The 24,514-nt window shown below is 52.8% G+C and carries 15 protein-coding genes; 10 read left to right on the forward strand and 5 right to left on the reverse strand.

Going from position 1 to position 24,514, the window contains the following annotated elements; genetic code table 11:
- Window positions 1-29 precede the first annotated feature (29 nt).
- Window positions 30-1,355: a metal ABC transporter permease gene (locus SH449x_RS17490; RefSeq protein WP_482377367.1), complete on the reverse strand. Its 1,326-nt coding sequence runs from the start codon at window positions 1,353-1,355 to the stop codon at window positions 30-32.
- Between the two features lie 370 nt (window positions 1,356-1,725).
- Here SH449x_RS17490 and SH449x_RS17495 point away from each other — a divergent pair, with 370 nt between their 5' ends.
- The 3 genes from SH449x_RS17495 (at window position 1,726) to hisS (ending at window position 6,746) form a co-directional block, all read left to right on the forward strand.
- Window positions 1,726-4,692 carry an efflux RND transporter permease subunit gene (locus tag SH449x_RS17495; RefSeq protein ID WP_482377368.1) on the forward strand — a complete coding sequence of 989 codons (2,967 nt, stop codon included), beginning with the start codon at window positions 1,726-1,728 and terminating at the stop codon, window positions 4,690-4,692.
- 161 nt (window positions 4,693-4,853) lie between these two features.
- Window positions 4,854-5,336, forward strand: a complete 483-nt coding sequence (locus tag SH449x_RS17500; protein WP_482377369.1) for a YkgJ family cysteine cluster protein — start codon at window positions 4,854-4,856, stop codon at window positions 5,334-5,336.
- A 63-nt stretch (window positions 5,337-5,399) separates the two neighbouring features.
- Window positions 5,400-6,746 (forward strand): histidine--tRNA ligase, encoded by a 1,347-nt coding sequence (hisS, locus tag SH449x_RS17505; protein WP_482381835.1) that lies wholly within the window; start codon window positions 5,400-5,402, stop codon window positions 6,744-6,746.
- A 3-nt stretch (window positions 6,747-6,749) separates the two neighbouring features.
- On the opposite strand, the gene SH449x_RS17510 is transcribed toward hisS, so the two are convergent.
- The 3 genes from SH449x_RS17510 to SH449x_RS17520 form a co-directional block, all read right to left on the reverse strand.
- Window positions 6,750-7,076 (reverse strand): hypothetical protein, encoded by a 327-nt coding sequence (locus tag SH449x_RS17510; RefSeq protein WP_482377370.1) that lies wholly within the window; start codon window positions 7,074-7,076, stop codon window positions 6,750-6,752.
- A gap of 316 nt (window positions 7,077-7,392) precedes the next feature.
- Window positions 7,393-8,634 carry a formylglycine-generating enzyme family protein gene (locus SH449x_RS17515; RefSeq protein WP_482377371.1) on the reverse strand — a complete coding sequence of 414 codons (1,242 nt, stop codon included), beginning with the start codon at window positions 8,632-8,634 and terminating at the stop codon, window positions 7,393-7,395.
- Window positions 8,635-8,668: 34 nt separating this feature from the next.
- The gene (locus tag SH449x_RS17520; protein ID WP_482377372.1) at window positions 8,669-10,021 is read right to left on the reverse strand and encodes a 3-deoxy-7-phosphoheptulonate synthase class II; all 1,353 of its coding nucleotides are present in this window, start codon (window positions 10,019-10,021) and stop codon (window positions 8,669-8,671) included.
- A gap of 250 nt (window positions 10,022-10,271) precedes the next feature.
- Between SH449x_RS17520 and SH449x_RS17525 the strand changes: the two genes are divergently transcribed.
- The 3 genes from SH449x_RS17525 (at window position 10,272) to SH449x_RS17535 (ending at window position 15,865) form a co-directional block, all read left to right on the forward strand.
- Window positions 10,272-13,898, forward strand: a complete 3,627-nt coding sequence (locus tag SH449x_RS17525) for a S1 RNA-binding domain-containing protein (RefSeq protein ID WP_482377373.1) — start codon at window positions 10,272-10,274, stop codon at window positions 13,896-13,898.
- A 6-nt stretch (window positions 13,899-13,904) separates the two neighbouring features.
- Complete coding sequence (locus SH449x_RS17530) at window positions 13,905-14,390, forward strand: hypothetical protein (RefSeq protein ID WP_482377374.1); 486 nt, start codon at window positions 13,905-13,907, stop codon at window positions 14,388-14,390.
- A gap of 635 nt (window positions 14,391-15,025) precedes the next feature.
- Window positions 15,026-15,865 (forward strand): tetratricopeptide repeat protein, encoded by an 840-nt coding sequence (locus tag SH449x_RS17535; protein ID WP_482377375.1) that lies wholly within the window; start codon window positions 15,026-15,028, stop codon window positions 15,863-15,865.
- Here the strand turns inward: SH449x_RS17535 and SH449x_RS17540 are convergent.
- A complete protein-coding gene (locus SH449x_RS17540; RefSeq protein ID WP_482377376.1) occupies window positions 15,859-17,403 on the reverse strand; it encodes a porin in 1,545 nt (514 codons plus the stop codon). The genes SH449x_RS17535 and SH449x_RS17540 overlap by 7 nt on opposite strands.
- 236 nt (window positions 17,404-17,639) lie before the next feature.
- Between SH449x_RS17540 and SH449x_RS17545 the strand changes: the two genes are divergently transcribed.
- The 4 genes from SH449x_RS17545 (at window position 17,640) to SH449x_RS17560 (ending at window position 24,506) form a co-directional block, all read left to right on the forward strand.
- Window positions 17,640-19,796, forward strand: a complete 2,157-nt coding sequence (locus SH449x_RS17545) for a hypothetical protein (RefSeq protein WP_482377377.1) — start codon at window positions 17,640-17,642, stop codon at window positions 19,794-19,796.
- 94 nt (window positions 19,797-19,890) lie between these two features.
- Window positions 19,891-21,267: a DUF1501 domain-containing protein gene (locus SH449x_RS17550; protein WP_482377378.1), complete on the forward strand. Its 1,377-nt coding sequence runs from the start codon at window positions 19,891-19,893 to the stop codon at window positions 21,265-21,267.
- Between the two features lie 167 nt (window positions 21,268-21,434).
- Window positions 21,435-23,549 (forward strand): S9 family peptidase, encoded by a 2,115-nt coding sequence (locus tag SH449x_RS17555; protein WP_482377379.1) that lies wholly within the window; start codon window positions 21,435-21,437, stop codon window positions 23,547-23,549.
- Between the two features lie 18 nt (window positions 23,550-23,567).
- Window positions 23,568-24,506: a CDP-alcohol phosphatidyltransferase family protein gene (locus SH449x_RS17560; RefSeq protein ID WP_482377380.1), complete on the forward strand. Its 939-nt coding sequence runs from the start codon at window positions 23,568-23,570 to the stop codon at window positions 24,504-24,506.
- Window positions 24,507-24,514 lie beyond the last annotated feature (8 nt).

Consider the following 24,514-nt stretch of genomic DNA (forward strand, 5'->3'; position numbering starts at 1 on the left):
GGCGATCAACGAGACACATAGAATCGGCTTTACGATTCCGGAGGGATCTCTCGACCGTGTGGGTCTTGGGAAGCATTGCCGGTTAATGAGTCCAACGCTCCACGCATAGTCGAATTAGTTACGTGTTCCCATTTCTCTGCATGCGGGTGCACCTTGCTTTCAGCGAGCTTCATTTCCTCGGCCAAAAATCGCTCCCACAATCGGTGTGACCGAATAAGGTTCTGTGCCTTCTTGCTTCCTGATTCCGTGAGAACGTGGTTTCCTTGGACAACCTGGATTTCTGAGCTACGTACTAATTGATGAATCGCTCGACTCACGTTCGCTTTCGATTGCTCTAGCAACCGGGCTATGTTTTCGAGCGTCATACGATAGGACGCCGTGTCGACTTTGCCAGACTGGCTCTCAGCGATCCTGTAAAGCAACGCTAGCACGTCGTCTTGCAAGATTCGAGCCCTGATCCTTCGCGTTCGGATCCATTGAGCCACCACTCCTTGCTGCGGTCCGAAAACAATAGCGAGCGTTAAAAGCACTCCGCCCGTAACAGCCATCATCGCTGATGAATTGAGAGACTTGAGCCCCCAAAACCGCGGGATGGTAATTGCAGAAACGTGTCCCAAAAGAGCAAGCATCAAGGCAACCACGACCGACAGGACTAATACGTTTCGAAGATCTCGACTGAGCAAATACCCGGTAGCAGCGGGTATGATCAGCATCGCAACGACCAGCACCGTACCGACAGCTTCGAAAGCCGTCACGCAAGTGATCGACACCAATGCTGCGAGAAGGTAATGGAACGTGACATCGGAGATACCTTGAGTCTGGGCGAAAGCAGGATCGAAGGTTGTGATTCGCCATTCCTTAAAAAGGCACACAATCAACAGCAGATTTAACGCACACACTATGGAGAGGGAGTAAACCAAATCTGGAACTGGCCCCAACCATGTAGCAGATTTGCTGAGTATGGAAGTTTCCAAACTACCAAAGAGGATGCATGCAGGATCCAGGTCCAAATAGGAATCACTCCGAAACACCATCACCAAGCCGATCGCGAACATGGTTGTAAAGACGATTCCTATGGCTGCCGATTCCTCGACACCCCCCCAACGTTTGATCGCTGACGTCAGCCAGACAGCAAAGATGCCCGCGAACGCAGCGGCAAAGAATATCCACGAGCTCGAACTCGCCTGAAAAACCAGGATGGCGGCGGCAATCCCGGGCAGAACCGAATGGCTTATTGCGTCGCCGATGAGGCTCATGCGTCTGAGCATTAGCAAGCATCCGAGCAACGAAGACGCGAGGGCGGCCAACCCGCCCGAAACGATAATCCAACCATCAATTTCCCAATCCCATTGCATAATCACTAGAAGCTAACAGTGTCTCCCAAAGCAATCCAGCCCCCGTGAGCCGTTTCGGAAATGTCAAAAATTGCGGACTTTATGACCTATAGAGCTAGGCAACTCGAAAAGAACGCAATCCGATCCGCTTAACGGGTGTACTTGTGGTATCGAGTCGATGTAGAACTTACAACCTGAACCAAGCACAAGCAAAAACAGCCCGGCTTATAATAAGAAAAAACACACTCATCTAATCTTTTCGTTGATGCTGAGCAGTTTTGCAACTGTTTCGCATGCGTTGTCTTTAGTACACTACTAGAGCGATTAGGGAGGATTGCTGTGCCGGCTGGGCATAACTTCGAGTGGTAAGAAACCGAACAAGGGGCAGAGTGTGGGGCCGAGCAACCCAAACAAGAAAACGTTCTACGACCGATTTGCATGGCTGATTCTCATCCCAGCCCTATTGTGGGTTCCGTTCGCGTTTATGGGGGCTGGCAATGCCATTCAGAGTAACGTCAACAAAGTTGAGGACTGGCTCCCCAAAAACTACTCGGAAACGGGGGAGTTGAGTTGGTTTCGAAAGAACTTTCCCTCAGATCAATTCATCATCATTAGCTGGGATGGATGCACGCTGACGGAAGATCCAGAGGGGGATCCATCGGGAGATGATCCTCGGATCGCGAGACTCGCCGAGCTAATTTATTCGTCTGATCCGGCCCCTGAAGATCCAGATTCTCTTGAAGCCCGCCAATACTTTAAGGGGGTAACCACGGGGCGAACGCTCGTCAATCAGTTAACGAGTGGCCAATATCCGTTGGCTTATGCCGATGCGATTCAAAGGTTAAAGGGTTCGGTGATTGGTCCAGACGGACGTCAAACGTGCGTAGTGGTCTCATTGGACCCGACCACAACGGCTAAGCTAAAGCCAGTTCTCGGCCATGAGCAAAAACGGATTTTCAGGCCCAACGTGCCTCCCGGTGTGCTGCGACGGCTCATTGAGAAGGCTGGTATTGAGGATCCTGATTTGCATATGGGCGGACCTCCCGTCGACAACATATCCATCGACGAAGAGGGAGAGCGGACTCTCGTAAGACTGGCGGGCTTCTCGGGCTTACTGGGAATCGGGCTTGCTTGGTGGTCACTGCGAAGCTTACTTCTGACGGGAATTGTTTTCTTCTGCGCTGTCGTCAACGCCGCCACGGCCTTGTCCATTATTCACTACACTGGGCAAACGGTTGACGCGATCGTCCTCACTATGCCTTCCTTGGTTTATGTACTGTCCATTTCGGGGGCAGTTCACCTAATCAACTACTATCGCGATGCTGTGCGAGAGGGTGGTTTGTACGGGGCGACGGAACGTGGCGTAATCCATGCCCTCAGGCCTGCGACACTTTGCGGCGTAACCACTGCGTTGGGCTTAGCGTCCCTTTATGCGAGCGAGTTGGTCCCGATTCGCAAGTTTGGAGTGTATTCCGCCGCCGGCGTCATTTGCCTGAACATCGTTCTGTTTCTTCTTTTGCCCTCGATTCTTCACATTCTGAAGTATGCGAGGCGTTGGGAAGGGGAGTACTTGGGGGCGAAACCTAAGGGGCGCAAGGCTTCGGAAGCTATCGAGGTGGACACCAAAGCAGAAAAACTATGGGGAGTCTTTGCACGGTTCATTGTTCGCCACAACGCTGCTGTCGCTATCTCCTTTTTGGTGATTGCCGGAACGATTACGTTCGGTGTAACCAAGGTCCGAACCAGTATCGACTTGCTCGAATTATTCGATTCGCAAGCACGAATCCTTAAAGACTATCGTTGGCTAGAAGATCGCTTGGGGATGCTGGTTCCACTTGAGATCGTTGTCGAATTCGACAAGGACAGCATGGCCAAGTCAGCCGATGTTGCGGAGAGTGATGCCAGAGCTTTAGAAGCTTCGAGAGGGAATGAAACCATTCCTGAAGAGCTTGATATCGAAGAGCTCACCAAGCTCTCTTTCATCGAGCGGATGGAGACCGTTATACGTGTCCAAGAGGTCATCAGCCAGGAGTTTGGGGAAGCCGGGCCGGGCATCGTGGGGCGCAGCATTTCCGCAGCCACCTTTGCATCGAATCTCCCCCCCAAAGGCTCCAGCACTCAGACGTATTTTGTCCGGAAGGCATTGAATAAGATCCTCGAGAGCAAAAAGGACGAGTTCATACAGTCGGGGTTCCTCCGCATCGACCCCGATACGGGAAATGAACTTTGGCGAATCAGCCTGCGGGTCGCAGCGTTCCAAGGTGTTGACTACGGTCAATTCGTAACTGAGTTAAAGGATGCTGTTTCACCGATCATTCTCGCCCAAGAGGACCGAGTTCGGATCCTTCGCCAGATCGTGGCGTGGAGCGGTGATGCGAAACTCACTCGCAAGGACATTCGGCTTTGGTCTCCGGCGGGCAGAAACATGTCTCCCGAAGAGCAGCGAAAAGCAAAAGTTCGAACCGAGGAATTGGTTTCACTCTTGGCTAAAGCCCGAATCAAGGTGACTCGCTTGGACGCGATTCCCACGGATATCGCACTTGTGGAGCTGCAAAAGCTGGCTGATGCAGATGCAGTTGTACTCTCTGGTGGCTTCACGAACGCCGATGTTGGAGCAATTCAAGGAGGAAACCTTCGCAATGTAATCGACTTGCATGCCCACGATGAGAACGCACCAGATCGCTGGATCAATTCCGTGTACACCGGTGTTGTGCCGATCGTCTACAAGGCTCAGAGAGCGTTATTGATCAGTTTGGTCGAAAGTACTGTTTGGGCATTTTTAACGATATCGCCTCTGATGTTTTTTGTCTGTAGGGGAATCAAACCTGGCATGATTGCCATGATCCCCAACGTTGTCCCAGTGGGGGTTATTTTTGGTGCCATGGGTTGGCTGGGAACTGCGGTGGATATTGGCTCGATGATGACGGCCAGCATTGCTTTAGGCGTGGCTGTCGACGATACCATTCACTACCTGGCCTGGTTCAGGCGCGACCTCGACGAAGGCATGGATGTCAAAACGGCGATCGTACATGCTTACAAAAAGTGCGCCACCCCGGCACTGCAAGCAGCTTGCATCAGTGGTATCGGCCTTTCGGTTTTCTCGTTGAGTACCTTTACACCAACGCAACGATTCGGCTGGCTGATGTTAATGATCCTTATAGCAGGAGTTGTCGCTGAACTGGTCCTGCTGCCAGCCATCCTTGCGGGGCCTTTGGGCAAGGTCTTTGACGTGAAGAGTGGCAAACACTCCAAGATCGGCAGGCTTTTTCTGATCTTTCGCTACGAGATCCGCAAAAGGTTTGACCGCACGGGTAAGAGTTCGGAACGCTCTGACTCCGAGTTTCAGAGCGCCGCCTGAATGACTAGACGGCTGTAGAGGTTCGCTTTGAGAATCACTTGCGAACCTTTTTACCGCGCCTCTCTTGCTATGTGCCGTTAGTTTGTACAGACTACTGGTATTCCTGTGCGTCGCTCCAACCGCCGCACAGCCTTAGTTTACCTGCAATTGAAGACCCCACTATGAGCTCGGCCACACTCCAACCCGTTCGCCTGTCGCCTGCTAAAACCATCGATGGCAGAAAGCCAGACCGGGAGGAAATCCCCAAGGACGAGGTTCTGTGCTCTTACTGCACGGCAAAGTGTTGTCGCTATTTCGCCTTGCCGATTGAAACCCCAGACTGCGTCCAAGATCTCGATTTTATTCGCTGGTACTTACTTCATGATCGCGCATCGGTTTTTATCGAGGACGATACGTGGTACCTGTTGGTACACACCGACTGCAAGCACCTGCAATCCAACCACCTATGCGGAATCTATGAAACACGGCCGCAGATTTGCCGCGACTACACGACGGACTCTTGCGAGTACGACGACGACTCGGTTTATGACATGTACTTTGAAACGGCTGAGCAAGTCGCCGAGTACATGGAAGCTCGTTTCGGCTCTTCGGATTTAACCAACATTCGCAGCAAGCTACCCGAATTGCTCCCTATTCTTCGCTAGCTCCCTATCGAGTCGAGCGGTGAACTTTCCACTCTTTTGTTAGATCGACCCTTTCCGATGTCATTGATTCAGCCTCGGACGTTAAAAGGCTTTCGCGATTTTCTTCCTTCCGCCATGATCCCTCGCGAGCGACTCATGGAGGTCGCCCGAACGGTCTATCGTAGATACGGCTTCGTTCCCATCGATACTCCCGCATTGGAGTTGCTCGAGATTTTGACAGGCAAAGGGTCCGAAGAGACCGACCGGCAAATGTACCACTTTGTTGATGCGGGAGGACGCAAGGTCGGCATGCGGTTCGATTTGACGGTCCCCTTCGCGCGATTCGCAGCTCAGCACATCAACGAACTCGGCACCCCTTTCAAACGCTATCACATCGCCCCGGTATGGCGTGGAGAGGCTCCTCAAGCAGGTCGATTTCGTGAGTTCGTTCAATGCGATTTTGATACCATCGGCACGACTGGGGTCGTCTCCGATATCGAGACGGCATTGGTCATTCACGAATTGCTTTTAGCGCTCGGTATTGAGCGATTCGTGATCCGCATCAACAACCGACAAATCCTGACCGCCTTCCTCCGCAAACAGGGGCTCGAACAGCTCGCAGTCCCCGTTCTCCGGGCTCTCGACAAGTTTGAAAAAGTGGGAACTGAAAGCGTGCTAAAGGAGCTCGATCAAAACGGACTTTCGCATGAACAAGCCAGCGGCGTTCTTGGGCTAGCATCAATCACCGGCTCGCACGATCAAGTCTTGAGCCAACTAGACCAAATGCTCGTCGGTGACGAGGCAGGGCAACAAGGTATCGGGCGATTAAGGGACATTGCTGGAGCTATGGTCGCGGCGGGCGTACCCACGGATCGATTCCGGATCGACGTTTCGATTGCAAGAGGATTGGATTACTACACAGGTGTTGTGTTCGAAACCATTTTGAGCGATCTTCCTAATATCGGGAGCGTTTGCAGTGGTGGTCGCTACGATAATCTGGCCGGTCTTTACACCAAGCAGCAGCTGCCAGGAATCGGTGCATCACTTGGTTTAGATCGTTTACTCGCTGCCCTAGAGCAGCTCGGGCATCTGCCTAAGCAACACGCATCCGCCGATGTCTTCATCGCATTATTTGATCCTACTCGACTCAACGATTATTTTGAGCTCGCCAAAATTGTGCGCGAAGCTGGCTTCTCGGCAGAAGTCTACCCAGAGGAGAAAAAGCTCGCCCAACAGCTCAAGTATGCTGACCAACGAGGCTTCCCCATTGCTTTAATCGCAGGCTCCAGAGAGCTCGATGAGGGCAAGGTTCAGATTAAAAATCTTCTAACCAAAGTCTCGACGGAGGTCGCCTGGCGCGATGATGCAGAAGGCTTTGTGGAAGCCTTGAGAAATATCAAGCGACTCGGTGACGAAACTCTGCTTGCTTAGGCATCACTGAGCTGACGTGTGACCTCGCAACCAGATTGAGACATCTCCAAACCGAGGTACTTGGGTCGTAAACGAAAGCAGAGAGAGAAATGCCAGTCTGTCTTGTTGTTCAGCATCTTCCGGGTGCGTAAGTGACGATACGATTGCAAATCGTAAATGTGGAGCAGCCGAATTGTCGTCTGCGATTACCTTCGCAGCGGCTAGGGCTGCCGGAGTACTAAATCTCCACAAATTCTCCGGATGGCTACTGCGTTCGAAAACCTCTGAAATAAAACGATCGAACTGCAGCCCCTCCCCTGATGTAATCTCGAATCTACTTGGAAAGAACATTACAGGGACTTTGCTAGAAGTAATCGATCTGTGGACAGAAAATTAACATGGAACAATCTTTACCTGAAGAATCGATGGTCCTGGGTTCTGGTCGTCCCGTTAGGGACGAAATGTTAGTTTGTCGGGGTTGTTCAGCGGAACTGACATTATGTCCCTAACGGGACATGTGGAGAGTATCGGGCTACTGTTTACTACCAATATTTCGTCCCTAACGGGACGAATTACCCGTGGCCTTACCTGAATTGGATAGCCAGTGGCCAGAGACCAAATATGCCAACACATTTCCCACCCAGATCAAGAGTTCTGAGGATAGATCCTAGTCCGAGATGGCCCCGTTAATGTCCTTTACGCATCGAAAGCCGACGTGGTTGCTTGAGGATTTCACCTCGCCTTTTCCGCGAGTTCCCAGGAGGTAGCGATTGCAATAAAGATCGCTGCAAAGAAAGGAACCACCTCGGTGCACTTTCTTGTTTTGCCCTGGCTCCGCAGGATCAAAAGAACTGCTCGGTCCCTTGGGGTTTTTAGCCAGCTGATTTTGCGATTTGAGCGTCCGGTAATAATCTGGACGATACCAATCGCTCGTCCACTCCCAGACGTTACCACTCATGTCATAGAGTCCATAGCGATTCGGGGAATACTGCTTTACTGGAGCAATACCAGCGAAACCATCCGCAGCGGAATCGCCAGATGCGATTGGGAAGGCGCCTTGGTAGTAATTCGCTTGATAGGTATTGTTGACAAGCAACTGATTCCCCCACGGGTAAAGCTCGCCCGCCATTCCGCCTCGCGCGGCGAACTCCCATTCCGCCTCCGTCGGTAAGCGTTTTCCGGCCCATTTGCAATAGGCTAAAGCGTCGTCGTAGGCGATGTGGACAACCGGCTCATCATCTTTGCCATCAAGGTTCGATTCTGGGCCGGTCGGGTGCTTCCAGTTGGCTCCTGGGACGTATTCCCACCATTGCATATAGTCGTCGAGCGAGACAGCGAGCCTAGTGGGACGGAATACGACAGATCCCGCCACCAATTTCTCTAGATTAGCACCCGGCACATCTTGAAGAGTAGGCTTGGTTTCTGCCACGGTGATGTAGCCAGTCTCTTCGACAAATTGCTTGAACTGTGCGTTGGTAACCTCGGTTTCGTCCATCCAGAAGGGATCCACATAAACCCTATGGATGGGCCCTGCGTCGTAGGTAACTCCCGGTGTGCTGCAAAGGGATTCGTTCTTGGATTCGCAGCCCATGGAGAATTCTCCTCCGGGAATAAATACCATTCCTTCCGGACGATCTTTAGGAGGCGCCACCGTGTTTTCGATTGTAGGACCAAAGGTGGCGAGGGAAATATAATCCGATGTCTTTGTGGTAGATGAACTCGTTGATCCCGAACGATCGGCATAGCTCCCAGACTCCGCATCGCGAGGGTTTTGGCGTGTCCAAATACTCCATGCGATAATGCCAGCGACAGACAATACAACTCCATACGAAACCCATAGAGCGAGCGAATTTTTAGGCTGCATTGCAGAACGCTGCTTGCTTTTCGGGTGAGGTCGGTTCGATTGCATGGTGACAGCGATACCCTCCGCCATTAGCAACGAATCAAATTCGTTGCTGCGATAGTTGGTTGGAAATTTCGAATGCGATCTCAAGCGCCTGCTCGTAGTTCAAGCGAGGGTCGAGTTGTGTTTGGTAGGCTGATTCGAGATCCGATTCGGTCAAGCCACCAGAGCCTCCGACGCACTCCGTTACGTCTTCACCTGTTAATTCTAGGTGAGCCCCTCCCAGCATGGATCCACAGGCGCGATGGATAGCAAACGAGAGTTTTAGCTCATCTACAATGTCGTCGAATCGCCTCGTCTTGCGTCCTCCGGTTGTGGAAACCGTATTTCCATGCATCGGATCGCACACCCATAGCACCGTTCGATTGGCCTTGGCAACGGCCTCGATCAAAGGTGGCAACAGCGTTTCTACTTTGTTGCGACCAACGCGATGGATAAGGGTCAAACGCCCAGGCCTATTGTCTGGGTTGAGGCGTTCAATCAAGTCGAGCAATTCGTCCTTCTGGATTGATCCACTCACTTTTACAGCGATCGGATTGCGTATCCCGCGAAAGTATTCGACGTGAGCTCCGTTGACTTGTCGCGTCCGCTCCCCCATCCACGGAAAGTGCGTTCCGAGGTTGTAGTAGCCAATCCCTCGAATACTGGGTCTGGTGAAGGCCGACTCGTAGTCCAGATGCAAAGCTTCGTGCGAAGTGAAAAAGTCAACCCGCTTCAACTCAGGAGCCGAATCCCGAAGGATCGTTTCTAGAAAACTGATCGAATTCCCGAGCGACTTCAGTAGATCTTTGTACCGCTCCGCCACCTCCCCTTTGGCTTGACTTACAAAAAGGAGGTTCCAGTTCTCCGGATGGTGAAGATCTGCAAACCCGCCCTCGCTCAAGGCTCGGATAAAGTTCAACGTCAACGCGGCCCGTTCGTAACCCCGCAGTAGAAGCACAGGGTCGGGGCGGCGAGAGTTTTCCTGGAACTCGTAGCGGTTGACGATGTCTCCCCGGTAGCAAGGCAGAGTAGTCCCCCCCTTCGTTTCGACCTCGCTCGACCGAGGTTTTGCGTACTGGCCGGCCATTCGGCCGACGCGAATGATCCGTTTCCGCGAGCCGAACACGATAGCTAAACTCATTTGCAGCAACAGCTTAAGCTTGCTCGCGATCGGCTCGGTTTGGCATTGCTCGAACGTTTCGGCACAATCGCCACCTTGCAAAAGCCAGCTTTCTCCTCGCTGGGCCTCGGCGATCGAATTGGTCAAGCTGTCCACTTCCCAGCTCGTAACGAGCGGCGGCAGCAGTCTGAGTTGCTTGAGAACCTCTTCGAGCGTGTGGGGCTCAGGGTAGGTAGGTTGTTGAGACGCAGGAAAGTTCTTCCAAGACGTGGGAGACCAAGGTTGCGACATGAGTACGGTGCAAAGGGAGGCGAGGGCGAAACGAATTTTATCTAAGATACGTCGAGTACCTCAATTTCGAGAGTCCAAATCTATGCGGAGCCCTAGAATTTCCACGTTTCCTCATCCTGCGGGACCATCGCCGCGCCAGGATACAAGCTTGACAAATCACAGCCCCTGCCATAGATTCGCCCGAGGCCAAACGTCGCCGTATCTCTTTACGGCAAATCAAGATAACGTCAATCTGACAAAACTTAGTCATATGAAAAACCTCCAAGAGATCGCGCGCCGCGTGCGCCGTCCGGAAGACCAACTTCGTTTCCCGTGCGAATTGATTCAGCAAGGCTACGAGCCCAACTATCTGGCGAATTATCGCCCCGATGAGTTGGGCGGCCTGGATGAGCTAACGCTTTCAACGATCAAGCGAGCCGTCAAGCAGATCGAATCGATCGACGAATACAAAGCGAAAGTTCTTGCCTCCTTGGAGAAAGATCCTAACGCCCCAGCTACCGCCAAGGGAGTGGTTGAAGCCTCCTCATCGATCGCTCAAATCGATACGACTTTGCGACATATTCGGTCCCGAAAGAACGCCAAGAGCATCGCGGAGCAGAACCCTGCGGCAGCGGCAATCGGGCAAGCTATACTGACCATGCAAGGCGAAGCACCCAGCGACCTTCTCGCCTGGGTTGCGGAAACAGCATCGGTTCCCGCCGACCAAGCCGAAGAACTCCTGTCGCAAACGAAGAACTGGCTGACCCATCTGCTGGGCGAAGACCTACGGCTCATGGTTGACTTACAGCAGTATGTTCTCTCCCGAGGCTCCGTCTCCGTCAAAGTATTGCCCGAACCTCCCAAGGGAAGCCAAGCCGAGAAGGAACTCGAAGCACACGAAGACAGAGCGGAACCAGGAGCAGCACCCCAAGCCGATCCGACAACGGCTAGCGTTGATGCTAATCCCGTCGCCGACGTGGTTGCTGACGGTGCGATGCCTGCTGATGAAGCAACTCCACTTTCCGAAGCAAGTGCCCCACATGAGCCCAGCGATCTCGTCGATGCTGAACACGTCGATGCCGAGATCACCGCTGTCGAGACCACCGCTGTCGAACACGTCGCAACAGACACTGATGCGACCAACACTGATGCGACCACTCCCCCAACCTCCAGCGTTAGCAGCGACGACCTAAGCCCCTCGGCTGCAGAGGACAGCGTTGCTCCGCTGATCGCTGAGTTTAATCAAGGCAAGAAATCAACCAAGCCTCTCAAGACCAAGAGCCTTTCAGATAAGCAGCTCTCGCCTCGTCAGCGACGCCGACGCTGGATTCGAAATATTCTCGAATCCTACGCAAAGCTGAAGAAGCAAGTTGGCAATTTGACTCCTTACCAGATTCTGATGATCACTCGCGGATTGCGATCGCAGATCATTCAGTTGAATTTCCAATACGATCGCAAGCCGCTCATCCAGAAGTGCCGCGAAGCACTTTGCCCAGGCCGACATCCTATGCACGGATTCCTGCTTCAATTAGCAGAATCGGCACTGGACACGTTCTTGCTCCCTCGGGTGCACCAAGATGTTATGGCGATCCTTGAGGAGTTTGCCAATGAGGAGCTGACCGAGTCTGCCATCGGGCACTTGCAAGGAATCATGCTACAGCGTCCGATCCATGGTCATCGCATCATGATCGTTGACGCACTCGGGCCCAAGATGGCAGCTGTCGCGGTCGTCGATGCAAACGGCGAAGTATTGTTCACCGGTGAGATCCCTTGCAACAGCAATCGAGCCGATATAGTCGCCCAAAGCGTAGTGACCTTGGGTAGCTGGGTCCACGAGCATAAAGTGACGTTAATTACTTTATCCAACGGTCCTGCTCGTCGCTATCTGACACAGCCTATTGCGGAACTGCTCAAGCAATCCAACGAGGGATCGCTTTATTGGACCATGGTCGATCGTGCGGGTGCGGATGCCTATTGCAGCTCGCGCATTTGCTTGGTCGAGTTGCCGCACATCTCGCGGCGGCACCGTGCGGCCGTATGGCTGGCTCGTCGTCTCCAGGATCCGCTCCGACAAATCCTCAAGGTAGAACCAACGCGATTGCGGCTTGGTTCTTATCATCGCGAAATTCCTCAAGCAGAATTAGAACTCGCTCTGCGCGATGCCGTGTCATCGGCAATTTCCAAGTCGGGATTGGATATTTTCCACACCGAGCCAGAGGTATTGCAACGCGCACCAGGGATGACACTTCAGGCAGCCAAGGCTGTCGCACAGGCTTGCCAGGAAGAGCGTATCACCAACCGTGAATCGCTGATGACCGTCCTTAAGGAGAATTTGTCGGAGTCTCAAGCTCGCCAAGCAATCGGCTTTCTGCGAGTCTTTGGCAGCGAAGTGACCTACGATGCCACAACTATTCACCCAGACGATTATCGATTGGCCCAAAGGTTGGTTGAACATGCTAGTTTGCCTGTTCCGCCAAGCCATCCTGAAGGCTGGGTAAAGCCAGACTTCAGCAAGATTGAGGAGGCAAACGCCGCAGCCGATCAGAAGCTGCGGGACCAACAAGCGGCATTTGGAGTGATGCCAGAAGCAGATGCCCACGAGGCAGAAGGATCGGAATCCGACGCAGAGTCTTCTACCGAGACCAACCTCGAAGCAGCGACCGATAGCACGGTTGCCGCAGAAATGGAATCAAGTGTAGAGGAGGCGGCATCTCCGGTCGAAGCCGCTGCAACTGATAGTTCCGAAGCTGACGGTTCCTCGGTCGACGACTCAGCAACGGCTAGTTCAACAGCCGATAGCTCTGCCGCTGACGAGGCAATCGAATCAACCGAGGCAATTGCTGATGTGACCGGTGAAAGCCAAGCAGCCGAGACGAGCACTCCAGTCGCGACCACGACAGCTGGCGAGGTCGCGTCTCACATGCCGCCAATCGTTCGCGAACCAATGCAGCGCACCCCTCTTTCGATCGACGCAGAACGACTAGCCAGAAGCTGGCAGGTAGGGCGTGAGAAGCTACGTCGAGTGGCCAACGCACTCCAGTTCCCGTTCGCGGATGATCGAGACTTCCGATACCCAGTGCCTTTGATCAGCAAGATGCCGAGGCTTGATTCGCTGAGTCCTGGCGACATGCTTCAAGCGTTGGTGCTGAGCGTCACCGATTTTGGTGTGTTCGTCGAGCTTGGACCGGAATGCAACGGGCTGATTCATATCAGCCGGCTTTCCGATCGATACCTCGAGGATCCGCATCAATATGTTCAAGCGGGTGATTTGCTGAACGTCTGGGTCGTCAACATCGACGAGAAGAAGAAGCGAGTCGCACTCAGCGCGATTCCACCTGGTAGCAAATCAACGCGAGAGCCACGCGACGACCGAGACAGCGAATCCCGTGGCTCGAGGCCGTCGGGAGAGCGGGGAGCCGGTGGTCGCGGTACAGCCGATCGCGGTGCATCTGGACATGGAGCAACTGGACGTAGTGCTCAGGGAGCTGGCACTGGCGGACGCACCGGTTCATCGGGTGGACGCGACGGCAACCGAGAAGGGGGTGATCGATCGGGTGGTGGAAACCGAGGTTCATTCGGTGGTCGAAACGACCGTTCACGAAACGATCGAGGCAGATCAGGACGCGGTCGCAACGACAGATCGAACGATTCCGGAAATGATCGTCGAGACAGCAGGCGGCCTGCACGTGTCGAGCCACCAAAGCCGGTTGTGCCGATCACGGAAGCCATGCAACAGGGCAAGGAGCCATTGCGATCCTTCTCCGATTTGATGCAGTTCATCAAGAAATCCACGCCTGAGACAGAGATCGTGCCAGAAACCAAACCAGCGCCGGTTGTGGAACCTCAGCAGGTGGCACCTCAGAACGCAGACGATACTTCCAACGGACCTGTTGCGTAAATCTCGATGAGTGAATTCGAAGAACGCCTACGTCAAGCGGCCGCCAGAGGTCGCAGCCAAGCTTCCCAATTCCAATCCGAGGCGGATCGCAAACGGATGGAAGCTGAGGAATTCAAACGGCTGCATGGTAAGTATCGACTGGTTCTCTCCGAACAGATTGAACACGTCATTAAGAAGCTGATCGATCTGTTCCCCGGCTTCCGGTATCAATCGGTCTTCGGAGACGCCGGTTGGGGTGGCGCGTGCGTGCGAGATGATCTCGTGCTCGACAAAGGGCGTCGCTCCACGATGTATAGTCGCTTTGAGATGTCCGTTCGCCCGCACAATGAGTTCAATGTTTTGGATCTGCAAGCGAAAGGTACCATCGCCAATCGCGAGCTGTTAAGCCGGAGCTTCTACCAGCCGATCGGAGAAGCCGATTTAGAGCGATTCAAAGAACTCATCGAGCAATGGGCCTTAGCCTACGCTGAGCTTTTCGCCGCGAATCGCTGATCATACAACTAGGTATACGCAAAAGAAGATACTCGTAGTTGTAACGAGCATCTCAAAGCACCCGCAATTAGTAGCGTAATGGTGCGAGCCATACGGTGACGGGCGATGCGAGCCCGAGAGTCGCCTTTGGCGACGAACCCCAAAACTATTTAGTGAGTAAGGTAGCTGGGTACAATAATGGGCTTTGATGGCGTTAGAGCCCTAACGCAGGGCTCGCGCCCGCTCCGCGATAATTAGCATCGCTTCGCGATGTGTTTGCTAAAAACGATGTAGAAGTTTTTTATTTGCCGCTTGCCCAATACCTCTTTTTACATGCGCTCCGTGTGGAAGCTGCCATATGGTCTGACTGAACAATATGTTAAGAATATGTTAAGAAAGCGACAGTGTTAAGAACGTGTTAATTCTCAACGAGCACTGATAGTAAACTCTCTTTCTTTAACTACAATCCGCTGACACTGTGTGCGGGGGAGGTGTACCACCGGGTAGCTCTCGCCACTTTTCCTATTGTTGAGGTAGGGTTGGTTTTGTTCAGGTTTGTACACGTTGGCACACTTTGTATATCATGCGCCCTAGCAGCTTGTGTAGGCTACGGCATGGAGAATTCCCCGGGTTCTAACACAAAACCCGGTCAACTTATGGTCGTTGTTGAACAGACAGCGATTCGAGTAGGAACTGAGGAGCTTGAAACCCTTCCACGTGGTTTTCCTTTCATTGCCACAAAAGTCGAGGGCGAATGGGTAGCAGCTGCGAACCGCCGATCGGGCTGGGTTTCTCTCAAGCACGTTCTGCCACTTTCCGAAGCGATTGATCACTTCACCGAACTACTTAAACGCAATCCAAAGGACGAGACCCTGCATATAATTCGCGGTGTTCTGTGGCAGAAAGCTGGAGATGTCGATAACGCGATTGTGGACTTTACAGAGTCATTGAAAATCAATCCGCGAAATCGATTTTCGTATAGTAACCGAGCGATAGCGTTTAAACACAAGGGCGAGTTGGAGCTGGCTCTAGGAGACTACAACGAAGCCTTGCGATTGGATCCGCAATCTGCAATGACCTGGCATAATCGAGGATCTGTATGGGCTGCCCAAGGAAACTTTAAACGGGCGGTTGCAGACTTCCGAGAAGCCATTCGATTGGATCCAAAACTTCCCGATGGCTACAACGCGCTAGCTTGGGTTCAAGCAACTTGCCCGGACGACACGATACGCGATGGCGTTGCTGCTTTGGAAAATGCACGACGAGCGTGTGAATTGTGTAATTACAGCCGCTGGATATGCCTGGGAACCATGGCAGCTGCGCACGCGGAGCTTGGGAATATCGACGAAGCGGTCGAATGGAACCAGAAGAGCCTAGCCATTGCTCCAGCTGACCAACGCAGAGAAGTAGATCAAAGACTTGCTCAATATCGCTCCAAGCTGCCGAAACGCGGCGAATCAATAGAGCAGCCAGTGACTGCCTTGGCTCGTCAGTAATTAATCTGAAGCTGCGTTCGCCAGATCTGCCCTACGAATTGATCATAGGACTGCCGCCCTCCGCTCAACGCCTGCAGGTTGGTGCGATCTGTAAAGGTATACATCATGTTTAGACGCATATCTTTCCTAGGCTCCCATTCGAGACCAACCTCGAATTCTGATATATAGCTCTGCGGTGCGTTGATAGCAGATTTATACCCGCCATCAAAAAAGGAATAGCGACCAAATGGGGTCCATGTTCCATGAAAGTCGTTGAGCTGATACATCACCATCGCGTATCCACCACTGAGACTCTGAATTTCAACAGCGTTCTGTGCGGCATTCAAAGCTGGTCCGCGGCCAACCGTCCATTCCACCTGAAAACCTAAGGGCTGCGGATAGTACACCGCAGTCCACCCCAGTCGCTGATCGGTCAGACCCTGCCTACCACCGGCATCCCGTGTTCCTAATGGCACTGCCGATGGCCCGAAGCCCAACGGATGAATGGGAGCACCGAGCACGACGTAATCTCCCGTGTATCCCTGAATCCCAAGCTCCAGAATCTGACCCGATGCGAATTTGAACGGCCATGTAAAGCGACTAACCAAGTGGACACCGTCATTCTGTTCGCGAAAGGAGCCACCCTGCCCATTGTAGATACCGATCCCGAAAGCCCCATAGTTTCCCGAGCCCTTAAGACCTTTTTCCTGAATCTCCAAAAACGTTTCCTGAACGTAACGGGGGGTCCAGTAATAGAGAATCCCCAGATCGCGTTCGTTCCGCACGGCGCTATTGAAAGCATCGTTTCGATCTAGCGGCAATCGTCTCGAACTGGACTGCATGTTTTCCCATCCGTAAGGAATCTTGGATTGCCCAACACGAATTCGATTGACACGATCTTTGTCTAAATAGATATCACCGTACCAGTCACGAATTTGCGCAAACTGGTTGGAGTCTTGGCTGCCGGGCGGAGTGCTAGCAAAATCTGGCTGCAAGTAGACGAATAGATGGTCGGAAACGTTGGATGCGAGAATCAATCGTGCGCGACGAATCAGAAAGCTCTGATTTTCGCCGATTGAGCTATCTCCAGCGTGTGTCGCAGGTGCTGAGCCGTCGGCTAAATACGTCGTATGGTTGTAACGGAATTGTGCGTAGCCGGTGATGGAAAGCTTGTCGAACCAATGCTTCTTCTTACTTTCCTTATCATCTCCTTTGGGGCGATCTGGGAGCAAACCCAAGTCGAGCTCCGGCCCCATCCTGAGCAGCGGCAGTTCCGGCATCTCCTCAATCTGGAAGAAGTAAGCAGGCACAACGGGAGGCAGCCCATCCGTCGCCTGGCGTGCAAACTCATCCGCCAAAATGGATTGACTGAGACTCAATACCGTCAATCCACAGGCGACCACGGTCGCAAGATGCTGAGGCGTCATCCCGCCACACCTAGCCCCCAGGCTGAGCCTAGCAGCCCCGGCCCCCATGAGCTTCCGCTCCAGACGCGCAGCCACCAATAGCCAATTGACTATCAACTTGAAAAGCGAATTTTGCGAGATTCTCGAATGCATGGGTGGGCAGATTAGCTATCACCGATGTAGGCCGTCAATACAGATCCAGATAGCGTTCCTGAGGCCTAGATCGCCAGTACTCTCAATCGCCCCCCCCAGAGCTGGTCTACTACCGCTCTTACTCCTGGGAATCTCACACCGAAGCAACACAGTAGCTATAATGACGGGACGTGCAGATGGAAATTTACCTGTCTGCCACGGCCCTCCTTTGTTTTTCCTACCTAAACCTCTGCTCCATGACCTACCTCCCAGGTTCCCTTCGGGCTGCTTGCCTGACATTGTTTTTTTATGGATTGCTTGTGCATGCACTCCCCGTTCGATTATTCGGGCAACCGCAAGCGATCTCAGTCGATTACCTTTACCCACCAATTCTTCAGGCGGGCACCTCGCGAGAGGTACAAGTAATCGGGCTCAACGTGCAAGATGTCGAACAGCTTCAGATCAACCACCCAGGCATCCAAGCGGAACTGATCTCGGATCCACCTCTTCCGTTTGATGACATTCCTCAAAAACGTTTCGGACACTTTCGAATCCAAGCGGCGGATGACGTTCCCCCGGGAATCTACCAAGCGATAGCGATCGGACGATATGGTGCCGCAAACCCAAGACCGATTGTAATTACCAAGGAACAAGTCGACTTATTACCCACAACACCGACAGAGAAAGCCACACTTCGAAAAGGTATCATCTATCTCGGACAAACAACACCTCTCAAGAAAAACGAACTTCAGGTTGCCCCCGAGACGATTCCCCCAAACTCTTCCTCCATGCAACTCATAGCCGCAACCCGCGGAATCGACTCTCCTGCACTCCTCAAGTTGGGTTTAAAGATCTCCGAGCAACGAACGATCGCCTCTGCGCGAACGCTCGGGTCGCTGCCTGCAAGGGTTTTGCTCGAAGAAGTTCCTGCTGCAACTCACTCCGCTGAAAGCAGTCTCAAGCTTGAAATCCATGACGAGCTTTACCGAGGTGGACAGGCTTTTCCATTCTTAATAACTCTGAGCGAATCACCGGCTCCTACGATTTGGAGTCCCAGCGTGGCGAAGCCCGCATCGGCCGTGCTCGCATCGGATTTGCCAGAACTGCCGATCAATGACGCCACCAAAACACTTGCCTCCAATGAAGAAATTATCGAGGTTTCCGCAGGATCCGAGATCCAGTTCCCCGCAGGAAAGTCATTCGTGGTCAAAGTGACAGCTTCTGTTAACGAACTCCTAGAATGCCAACTTATATCCAACTCCATCGGCCAGCCAACCGATTATCGTATCATTGCCTATCACACACTAAGGGATGGGGAACTAGACGGGCAGTTTCAAGTCCTAGAGGACTCACCAGCATTTGGCTCAAAAGGTATCAATACGGGAAACTTGGATCCACATGCCATCATTCAAGTCCCCGAGGTGAGCGGTGGCACGGTGTATTTGCTTGTTCAGAATCTGCAAACACGAGTCAATCTGCTAGATGAACTAGCTAAGTTACGAATCGCTGCACCGAACTCGCGATTGCAATGCTTGGCACATTTTGGGCCGTGGAGCAATAATCCACCCCAGACCCGAGTAGCGGGAGCTTATCTCCAGCGATCAGGCACTTTTCCAGTGCACGTAGTAGCGACGCGGCACGGTGGATTTAGTGGCCCGATAACCCTTCGCTTTGAGGGCTTACCAGATGGAGTAACAGCCCCCGAAACCATCATTCAACCGTCGCAAAACGAGATCACCATTTTGCTAACAGCTTCCGAAGAGGCCGCAGCGTGGAACGGACCTATGCGGATTACGGCAACTGGCCAGCACAATGACATCAGCCTCGAGCAACGTGTCGCAATGGCGACGATCTGGCAAAACCCATCAGCCGAACGCGGTCCGGTGCAGTCAAGGCTTTGCGAGGAACTATGGCTAAGTGTCAACGAGGAAACGGCCCCGATTACCATCCAGCCCGCACAAGAGAAAACCCTGCGGGTTAAAGCAGGAGAAAAGACAGTTCTTCCGCTAAGTGTTGTTCGTAGAGCTGGGGGAGAAGCCAAAGCAATCTTGCGTGCGCAAAACCTCCCCCCCAAAGTGACTATTGCCGAATGGGAGGTGGCTCCGGATGCGACCTCGACTGAGCGAGAGATTGTAACCGCAGCAGACACGCCGCCCGGCATTTACTCGATTTGCTTCCTAGCAGAAATGGTTTGGAAAATGCCCGTACATCCAGAGCTCCTTGCCCGGCATGTCGAGTACCGGGACAGACTTACCGCGAAATTGCCTGCGTACGAATCCAGTCCCGAGAAACCAGCTCTGGAAGCGGCCCTTGCCGCTGCCAATGAGAGGGTTGAAGCTTTGACAAAAGAAACAGCCCCCAAGGACTACAGCACCCATTTTTATACAGGGGCGTTCACACTAATCATCGAATAGACAACGTAAAATCGACTATGATATCAAGAACTGGCATGGAATGTGTCAGCCCCTCCCCTCTCCATCTCCCTTTAAACGGCTTAATCTATAGATCATGTTATCCTTCATCGGAAAAGGCTCAGCACATACGTGCAACGGAGTTGTTCGGCGTGACTTTCTGCAAGTGGGCACCCTCGGTGCTATAGGACTAGGATTGCCGCAGTTGTTAGCAGCCAGCGATGCGGGCAAAGTTCCTGCGAACAAAAGCAATCGCTCGGTCATCATGATTTTCAATTTGGGAGCCCCGAGTCAACTGGACACGTTCGATATGAAGCCAGAGGCTCCCGTCGAGATTCGCGGGCCGTTTCAGCCGATCGCAACCAATGCACCTGGTATTCAGATCTCGGAGCTCTTTCCTGAGCATGCCAAGATTGCGGACAAGTTTTCGTTGGTGCGGTCTTGCTTTCATCGCGGGGCAGCCGTTCATGATGCCGGATGGCAAATCATGCAGACCGGTCGTCAATTCTCGGGTGGAGTCAACACGCCACACGTTGGATCTGCGGCTAGTTACCTGCTGGGGCGACGCAACGATTTGCCACCACATATCGTTTTACCTGAAATCATGGGGCGAGGCGGAGGGAACCTACCGAATGGACAGGCTGGGGGTTTTTTAGGCAAGTCGCACGATCCTTTCGCCCTGATGGCGGACCCGTCGAAACCAGACTTCAAGGTACCAGATTTGATTCCGCCAGACACGATCGGCGTAGCAAGAATCGATCGTCGTCGCCGCATGCGAGAAGCCGTAGAGAGCACGATGAAGAAGTTCGAGGCGAGTGAGTCGGCCCGCATCATGGATGAGAATTTCCAGTCGGCCTATCGATTGATGACCAGCACACAAGCCCGCGATGCATTCGATCTCTCCAAGGAGCCGATCGAGGTGAGAGAGCGATACGGTATGAATCGATTTGGCCAATGCTGTTTGCTGTCACGCCGTCTCATTGAAGCGGGAGTTCGCTTTGTTACCATCAATACCTTTCTCACAGTCTTTGATGACGTAAGCTGGGACATCCACGGCAGCAAGCCGTTTACGTCGATCGAAGGCATGAAGCAGCAGGTTGCGCCGATGTACGACCAAGGGTATTCGGCATTGATACAGGATTTGTCGCAACGAGGTTTGTTGGAAGACACGCTTGTTTGCAATTTGGCAGAGTTTGGTCGGACCCCCAAGGTGAATCCAGCAGGAGGACGAGATCATTGGCCGCAATGTTTTACCGTTTATTTTGCTGGCGGTGGCGTACAAGGAGGCCGTGTGGTAGGAGCGAGCGATCCGATTGCTGCGGTACCTGCTGACCGGCCCACCGAGCCCCCTGAAATCGTGGCTACGATTCTCCATTCGCTGGGCTTAGATCTCGAGTCTCATCTGCCTGGACCGGCTGGTAGACCGTTCCCCTTAGTCGACTTCGGCTACCGCGAAATCCGCGAATTGTTTTAGATCGCGAGGTATAGATCCCGAGGTAAGCCCCCCCTCGTGCGACGAATGTTACGCTCAATTCGCTAATGAACCAAATTCCAACCATGGCCAGAAAGCATTCGGCCAGTTATCATGTTTAGATCAGTTTTCGCAAGCTTTTCAACATGTTTGGTTTCGGTGGTCCGCTTATGATGCGTTTCGTCTACTCCCTTCTCTTCGCTATGGTTGTCCTGCCATGCCAGAGTCTGCCTCTATCAGCCGGTGAGCCTATGACACTGGAAAACTTGTTCCAGCTCGATCGACTGGCCGATCCACAAATCAGTCCGGATGGGACGCGGATCGTTTATCAAGTAACCAAGATTCACGACGTCGCCAAGAACGAAAGGTCAACCAATCTTTGGTTGGTCCACCGAGACGGGAGCAATCGTCGCCAGCTCACCTACTCGAGCAAATCCGACAGCCATCCACGATGGTCTCCTGATGGCACGACAATCTTGTTTGAGTCAACTCGCGATGGAACCTCGCAGTTGTACCTCCTGGATTTGAGTCGGGGCGGGGAGCCGAAAAAGATCACTGACATCTCGACCGGAGCGTCGCAAGCAATTTGGTCTCCCGATGGAAACCACATTCTGTTTCAATCGACAGTGCGACCGGAATTTAGCATTCTGCCCTTTTCGGAGTCCAATCTCAAGAATCGGGAATATGACGAGGGGGTTGCGTCCAACATCGTTAAGGCAAGAACGTTCACCAAGTTGTTTTATCGCCACTGGGACTCGTATGTTGAAGACAAGCGGATTCACTTGTTCTTAATCGAGTCCGATGGCAAGAATTGCAGAGATATAACTCCGGGAGATCGAGATGCATTCCCAACGAGCAGCACTTTCGTCGGCGGACAAGAATATACCTTTAGCCCAGATGGCTCGCATGTCTTGTTCACAGCGGTACCTGCCGAGGGTGAGGCCTGGTCCACCAACCACGACATTTGCCGAGTCGGCATTCGCAATACATCTCGCCAATGGCCAACCGTAGTCGCAGCTCCCGCAGCGGACGGAACGCTCAAATTTAGTCCTGACGGAAAGCTGGCTGCGTTTCGATCACAATCGAAGCCAGGCTATGAGGCAGACAAATGGCAGTTGATGGTCCAGGCTTGTGAGCCAGACGGCACCTTGGTGGGTAGCCCGAGGTCGTTAACAGCCGAGCTCGACCTATCGGTTAGCGATTACAGTTGGATGAGCCCGACCGATCTGGTTTTTCTGAGTGAATCAAACGCCCAGTCCGTTGCGTACCACGCATCGCTCAGTGGTCCCCCACGCAAGATTGATGGGCTTTTTAGCGATGGACGCCAAGGTCAGATCACGGGACATTCGCTGGGAGGAGACAGCTTTGTGTTGTCGAGAGCAACCATGAATGAGCCCTCGGAGTTGTTTGCCGGTTCCTTGGCTGCTGGAAACGCAAGCCAAATCACTTTTCACAATCAATCGCTTCTAGAAAAGTTGGATAGACCCCAGCCTGAGAGCGTGACGTTACCGGTCGAGGGTGGTTACGAAATGCAAATGTGGATCCTCAAGCCGCCCGGTTTCGACCCGAACAAGAAGTGGCCGGTGGTGTATCTCGTCCACGGCGGACCTCAGGGGGCCTGGGAAGATGGCTGGAGTTTTCGCTGGAATCCTCAATTGTGGGCGGCACGAGGTTACGTCGCAGTGATGCCCAACCCTCGTGGGTCCACCTCATTTGGCCAAGCGTTTTGCGATGAGATCAGTGGTGACTGGGGCGGAAAGTGCTATCGCGACTTGTTGGCTGGCTTAGAGTTTGTGAAGGCACTGCCTTATGTCGATTCCTCACGCTTGGCATCTGCGGGGGCAAGCTTTGGCGGCTACATGCAAAATTGGTTCGCCGTCAACGAAATCTCTAAGGAGTTCCGATGCTTGGTGACTCATTGCAGCGTTTATAATTTTGAAAGTATGTGGGGTACCACTGAGGAGCTCTGGTTTGACGAATATGAGCACGGTGGCTTGCCATGGCAGTATCCAGAAAAGTACCGGGAGTTCAGCCCACATCGGCTAGCTGGTAATCTAAGCAAGTACAAGACACCGATGCTAGTCATCCACAACGATTACGATTTCCGATGTCCGATTGGCCAAGGGCATGAGCTATTTCAAGCTCTTCAGCGGCAGGGAGTTCCAAGCCGATTTGTCAATTTTCCTGACGAAGGGCACTGGGTCAACAAACCTGCCAACAGCATGCATTGGCACAAAGAGATCTTCGCTTGGATTCAGCAATACTGCCCACCGGGTGGGCGATAAAGGGAATAGGACATTCTTGTGGCTGATCACGAAAGGGATGGGGGCAGGCGCTCACGCGTGTTTGCCGTTATCCCAACTTTGCTAACGCTCGGAAACGCCGTATGCGGTTTTGGAGCAATCACGTTTGCAGCTATGGTCGGTCCCGAGGAGTTAAATCCCGACGGCCCCGTTTCCAGAGTCGCAAACCAATTGCTCTTCAACGCGGCAGGCCTCATCTTTTTAGCAATGGTCTTTGATGCATTGGACGGTAGCGTTGCACGACTGACGAAACAAACCAGCGACTTCGGAGCCCAGCTTGATAGCTTGTGCGACGTCGTGAGCTTCGGAGTTGCGCCTGCATTTATAATGCTCAAACTAATGCATCCAGATCACAGATTAATGGAATCAATCGCAAAGCTCCCCTTTCAGTATTCGCCAAGACTTCTTTGGGCCATTGCGGTTTTATTTATGGTTTGTGCCATCCTGCGACTGGCCAGATTCACTGCTGAAACAGACGAGTCCGATTCACATGATTATTTTAGTGGGCTTCCCTCACCAGCGGCGGCTGGGGTTATCGCTTCTTTTCCTATCGGACTGCAAGAGATTCGGGCCGTAGCCATGGAGCCGGTCCTGCCCAAGCAAACACCAATGGCGTTTGGCAGATCCTTTGGTGATATTTCGATTTCTATACTGGCGTTACTACTACCCATTATCACGGTATGTGTTTCGCTGCTTATGGTATCTCGCTTTCGTTACCCGCACGTGGTGAATCAGTTCTTGCGAGGTTCTGGCAATCGAACCAAACTACTGAAAATCGTTTTCTCACTGTTGCTGGTTTTCGTCATTCGAGAAATGGCACTACCTGTTCTCTTCTGTTATTTTGCATTCGCTGCTCCGATCAGGATGGCATGGCAAAAGGGCTGGCGATGGATACACGATCGTCGACAAGAGAGAACGGCTTCTCCGAAGAACCTTTAATTTACTAC

Origin of the sequence: Brakhagea baltica, from assembly GCF_052161605.1 — a bacterium.
Classification (GTDB): Bacteria; Planctomycetota; Planctomycetia; order Pirellulales; family Pirellulaceae; genus JBKCUI01.

Coding starts and splice junctions, on each gene's coding strand:
- SH449x_RS17490 (WP_482377367.1), bottom strand. CDS start 1,355: ATGCAATGGGATTGGGAAATTGATGGTTGGATTATCGTTTCGGGCGGG.
- SH449x_RS17500 (WP_482377369.1), top strand. CDS start 4,854: ATGAGCTCGGCCACACTCCAACCCGTTCGCCTGTCGCCTGCTAAAACC.
- SH449x_RS17510 (WP_482377370.1), bottom strand. CDS start 7,076: ATGTTCTTTCCAAGTAGATTCGAGATTACATCAGGGGAGGGGCTGCAG.
- SH449x_RS17515 (WP_482377371.1), bottom strand. CDS start 8,634: ATGCAATCGAACCGACCTCACCCGAAAAGCAAGCAGCGTTCTGCAATG.
- SH449x_RS17520 (WP_482377372.1), bottom strand. CDS start 10,021: ATGTCGCAACCTTGGTCTCCCACGTCTTGGAAGAACTTTCCTGCGTCT.
- SH449x_RS17525 (WP_482377373.1), top strand. CDS start 10,272: ATGAAAAACCTCCAAGAGATCGCGCGCCGCGTGCGCCGTCCGGAAGAC.
- SH449x_RS17530 (WP_482377374.1), top strand. CDS start 13,905: ATGAGTGAATTCGAAGAACGCCTACGTCAAGCGGCCGCCAGAGGTCGC.
- SH449x_RS17535 (WP_482377375.1), top strand. CDS start 15,026: ATGGTCGTTGTTGAACAGACAGCGATTCGAGTAGGAACTGAGGAGCTT.
- SH449x_RS17540 (WP_482377376.1), bottom strand. CDS start 17,403: ATGCATTCGAGAATCTCGCAAAATTCGCTTTTCAAGTTGATAGTCAAT.
- SH449x_RS17545 (WP_482377377.1), top strand. CDS start 17,640: ATGACCTACCTCCCAGGTTCCCTTCGGGCTGCTTGCCTGACATTGTTT.
- SH449x_RS17550 (WP_482377378.1), top strand. CDS start 19,891: ATGTTATCCTTCATCGGAAAAGGCTCAGCACATACGTGCAACGGAGTT.
- SH449x_RS17555 (WP_482377379.1), top strand. CDS start 21,435: ATGATGCGTTTCGTCTACTCCCTTCTCTTCGCTATGGTTGTCCTGCCA.